Source organism: Xanthomonas sp. SHU 308 (genome assembly GCF_000364645.1).
In the GTDB taxonomy this organism is placed as follows: domain Bacteria; phylum Pseudomonadota; class Gammaproteobacteria; order Xanthomonadales; family Xanthomonadaceae; genus Xanthomonas_A; species Xanthomonas_A sontii.
Genome location: NZ_AQOK01000719.1, coordinates 1 through 3,857 on the forward strand (window position 1 = coordinate 1; position 3,857 = coordinate 3,857).

At 62.6% G+C, this 3,857-nt stretch carries 3 protein-coding genes and 1 pseudogene; 2 read left to right on the top strand and 2 right to left on the bottom strand.

Annotation, left to right across the window (positions count from 1 at the left end):
* Nucleotides 1-2,164, bottom strand: a pseudogene (locus D588_RS28020) (hypothetical protein); the annotation flags it as partial.
* A 16-nt stretch (nucleotides 2,165-2,180) separates the two neighbouring features.
* Here D588_RS28020 and D588_RS28615 point away from each other — a divergent pair.
* Nucleotides 2,181-2,414 (top strand): hypothetical protein, encoded by a 234-nt coding sequence (locus D588_RS28615; protein ID WP_223875609.1) that lies wholly within the window; start codon nucleotides 2,181-2,183, stop codon nucleotides 2,412-2,414.
* 568 nt (nucleotides 2,415-2,982) lie between these two features.
* Here the strand turns inward: D588_RS28615 and D588_RS0119395 are convergent.
* The gene (locus D588_RS0119395) at nucleotides 2,983-3,231 is read right to left on the bottom strand and encodes a hypothetical protein (RefSeq protein ID WP_150409840.1); all 249 of its coding nucleotides are present in this window, start codon (nucleotides 3,229-3,231) and stop codon (nucleotides 2,983-2,985) included.
* Nucleotides 3,232-3,605: 374 nt separating this feature from the next.
* Between D588_RS0119395 and D588_RS0119400 the strand changes: the two genes are divergently transcribed.
* Nucleotides 3,606-3,857 (top strand): recombinase family protein (locus tag D588_RS0119400; RefSeq protein WP_017917167.1); only part of this gene is annotated, 252 nt, incomplete at its 3' end.

The following is a 3,857-nucleotide window of genomic DNA, read 5'->3' on the forward strand; positions in this document are numbered from 1 at the left end:
TGGCGTCGGTCGAAGAGGACGAGACGTCGCCGGCCGCCACGCTGGTGATCTTCTTGCCGCCCGCGTCGATGCCGGAGGCGAGCACGCTCGGGCCATTGGCGATGGTCAGGCCATTGGTGTCGAGCTTGCTGTTGCCGGTGGTGATCGAATTTGCGTTCAGATCGTCTGCGGTCGCAACGGTGATATCCGTGCCGTTGCGAGTGACCTTGATGTTCTGGCCGTCCTTGAACTGCACGGTATCGCCGGGCTTCACCTGAGTGGCGGTGTCGCCATTCGCCTGGACGTTCCAGCCGGCATTTGCCGTCTGCTGAACCGCATAAAGCTGCGAACCATTGACCGCGTCAGTGGAGGACGACGAGAGATCGCCCGCTGCGAGGTTGGTCAGCTTCTGGGCGTTACCCGGATTGGCCGCCGTGCCGCCGCTTGCCACCAACGTCGTGACATCGGCCGTGCTGGTGCGCTGGACGACACCCGACTTGCCGCTGTCGATTGCCGAGAAGGCGTCGCCGGCGTTGTTGTAGGTCGAGCCACCGACCGAATAGCTCGGAGCCGTGCCGTTCGCCACATCAGCGCCGCCGCCGAGATACTTGCTGGTGTTCGAGGCCACCGTGTTCAGGTTCTGGTTGGTGGTGTTGAGCTGCGAACCGTTAATCGCGTCGGTCGACGACGATGACACGTCACCCGCTGCAACATTGGTGATCTTTTTGCCGCCCGCGTCGATGCCGGAGGCGAGCACGCTCGGGCCGTTGGCTATGGTCAGGCCATTGGTGTCGAGTTTGCTGTTTCCGGTGGTGAGCGACGTTGCATTCAGATCATCGGCGGTCGCCACGGTGATGTCCGCGCCGTTGCGGGTGATCTTGATGTTCTGGCCGTCCTTGAACTGGACCGTATCACCCGGCTTCACCTGGGTGGCCGTGTCGCCGTTCGCCTGGACGTTCCATCCGGTGTTGGCAGTCGCCGCGACCGAGGCGATAGCGTCATTGACGTTGTTCTCGCCTGTGCCGCCGACGTTGCTCATGCTCAGCTTGCCGGTGGCTTGATCGTAGGCTGCATTGCCACCCAAGACCGACGCCGCCGAGTTGCCAAGCTGATCCACGCGCTTGCCTACGCCGTTGACCGCCTGATTGGTCGCGAACAACTGAGATCCATTCACCGCATCCGTCGAACTGCCGCTGAGATTGCCTGCAGCGACGTTGGTGATTTGCCGCTCATTGCCTTGCGATCCGACACTAACGACGCTGCCCGGATTGACGCCTGCGTACTGATAGGTCGTTCCATCGATCGTGCCGCTCGAAGGCGACGATGCAGCCCCGGTTGTCGAACCCGCACCAAGCGCCACATCGTTGGCGTTGTTCGCGACAGCGTTGGAGCCAAGCGCCATGGCATTCCTGGCCTTGGCAGCCGCAGTGTCGCCCAGCGCTACGCCTCCTGCACTCGTAGTGGACGACTTGATACCAAGCGCTACCGATCCCTGGCCCTCAGCGTCGTTGGTGTTGCCGATTGCAACGGCACCATCGCCGTTGGCGGTATTATCCTTGCCCTGCGCGACAGCGCCGGCGCCGGTCGCGTTGTTCGGATCGCCGATCGCGACAGCGCCATCGCCATTGGCGGTGTTACCTGCGCCAATCGAAACGGCCTTGCCGCCCTTTGCCGTCGCCTGCGAGCCGATCGCGACGGACTGATCGGACTGAGCTTGCGAGGAGTCACCGATGGCAACTGAGCCAGTCCCTGACGCGGCGCTGGTGAAACCAAGCGCCGTGGCACGCAGCCCAGTCGATGTCTGGCGTCCAATGGACACCCCATAGCCACTCGTCGAGGTCTTAGCTTGATCGCCAATCGCTACGCCCCAGTTCGACCACGCACCGCCGCCGATCGCGATACCCGAAGTGTCCGTGGTACCGACTGTTGGAGCCGTCGTCCCAGTCGTCGCGCCGTGTCCAATGGCTATGGCATTCGCATTGGCAGCGTTTGCGCCATTACCCTGTGCGATCGCATTCTTAGCGCCGCTAACTACCTGGCCGCCGCCAAGAGCAATGGAATTCGCAGCATTTGATCCAACAGTCGCCCCAGCACCGATAGCGACAGACGCGTCAGACACAGCATTGCTTGCACCATTAACCTTGGCGCTACTTCCAATCGCGACAGAGTTCTGCGCGAAGGTCACGCCGCTTCCTACACCCATGGCCGTCGAATTGCCTGAGTTGCCATCAATCGAAGTGATGGCCCCGACTGCTATGGCGTTTGAACTCGCCGCCTTTGCCGAAGAACCAATCGCAATTGCCTTGTTTCCGGTAGCAAGGGTAGCACCAGAGGATGCCCCATCAGACGTTGATGTCTGCGCAGATCCGATCGCGATAGCGTTTGCACCGGCAGAGTTATTTAAGGTTGATAGGCTACCCATCCGCATGGAATAGGTACCACCAGCCACGTCAGTAACGCCAATCCGCCCTTGGTTTACAAAGAGTTGCCCTCCCAGGCTCAAACTTTCCGCATTTCCGCCGTAAGTAAAGAACGTCGACCATTGTGTCTGGGTAGCGCGGCCCGAAGGATCACATTGCACATAGTTATTAACGCTCTGTATATTTGAGGCGTTCGGACCTCCATCATATACTTCAGTACAAACCCGATCGCCATTGCCACCGTTATTGACAAAAACCTGAGCCTGCGCGCTTCCTGCACACATTAGAACAGTCGCGATCGCCGCAGTGGACACGCCCATCAGCCGCGCTCGTCCCAGACCAAATGGCCCGACGCCCAATTCCTTACGATTGATACCCAGCACACGGTGCGCACGCCGAAGCGCAGACATGAGGCGTCGCGACGTACCGACACCACCGCCCGCACCGCCATTCCCTGCCCCTGTATTGCTGGCCACTTCCGAAGCGACCACCCATTGCTTGCGCGCCCGGCTCCAGACTTTTCGATAGATTTTGTTCACGGCATTCGCCTTTCAGTTGTCGTGTGTTGATGCGATGGAAGGGCTCAGGCGCTGCGATGCGCCACGGACGTCGGGCGCGCGTTGGCCGTGTGGGGCACGCTCGCGATGGGGATCAGGGGCTGGTGGCGCGCGCCCTGCAGAGGCGCGTTGAATCCGCAATGCCGGGCGCCCGCGTGGTGGTGCGCATCGAGCCGGCGCAAACGCAGTAACGGCGCGACGCTTCCGTTCGCACCGGCCTGGAGCGGCGCCATGCCCTCGCCCGTCGCGATGCGCGCGGGCCATTTGGAAAACACGACACGCCGCTGCGGCGGCCGCGCGGGCCCTTGCACGCAGCGCAGCCGCGCCTGCGCGGCACTGCGCAGCGGCTGGCTGGCCGGGGTGAGATGGCACGGGCCGGCGGCTTGCGCCGGAACCCGGTGGAAAGCGCCCCGTGGGGCGGACCGCAAATGGTCTGGTTCAGGCGAGAGGCATGGGGATGGGTACACAATGGGTCCGTTGTGTAAGCATCCGAACCAAGTCGTTACTACGCTCTGATTGAACAGGCGTGTGGAGCCGAAACACCCCGCTGACAGATAGGACCCGTTCTGTCAACTTTGGGCGTACGCCATGGGGCCTGGTCGCAGACCAGCGTCTCGGCGTCTCCCCCTTCCCCCAAGGGGTGTTTCTCATGATGATTGGTTATGCACGGGTCTCCACCGGAGACCAGAATCTGGATTTGCAGATCCAGGCCTTGGAGCGGCTGGGCTGCGACAAGATCTACAACGACCGCGGCGTCTCTGGCGCCGCCAGCTCGCGCCCCGGGCTGGACCGGGCCATGGCCCGGCTGCGGCCGGGCGACACGCTGGCGGTGTGGCGGCTGGACCGGCTGGGCCGCTCGCTGCCGCATCTGGTGCAGTTGCTGGAGCGGCTGGGGCCCCGC

What these genes read in the sequence shown, in the direction of transcription:
- D588_RS28615 (WP_223875609.1), top strand. Translation starts at nt 2,181, where the DNA reads ATGGCCGTCGAATTGCCTGAGTTGCCATCAATCGAAGTGATGGCCCCG.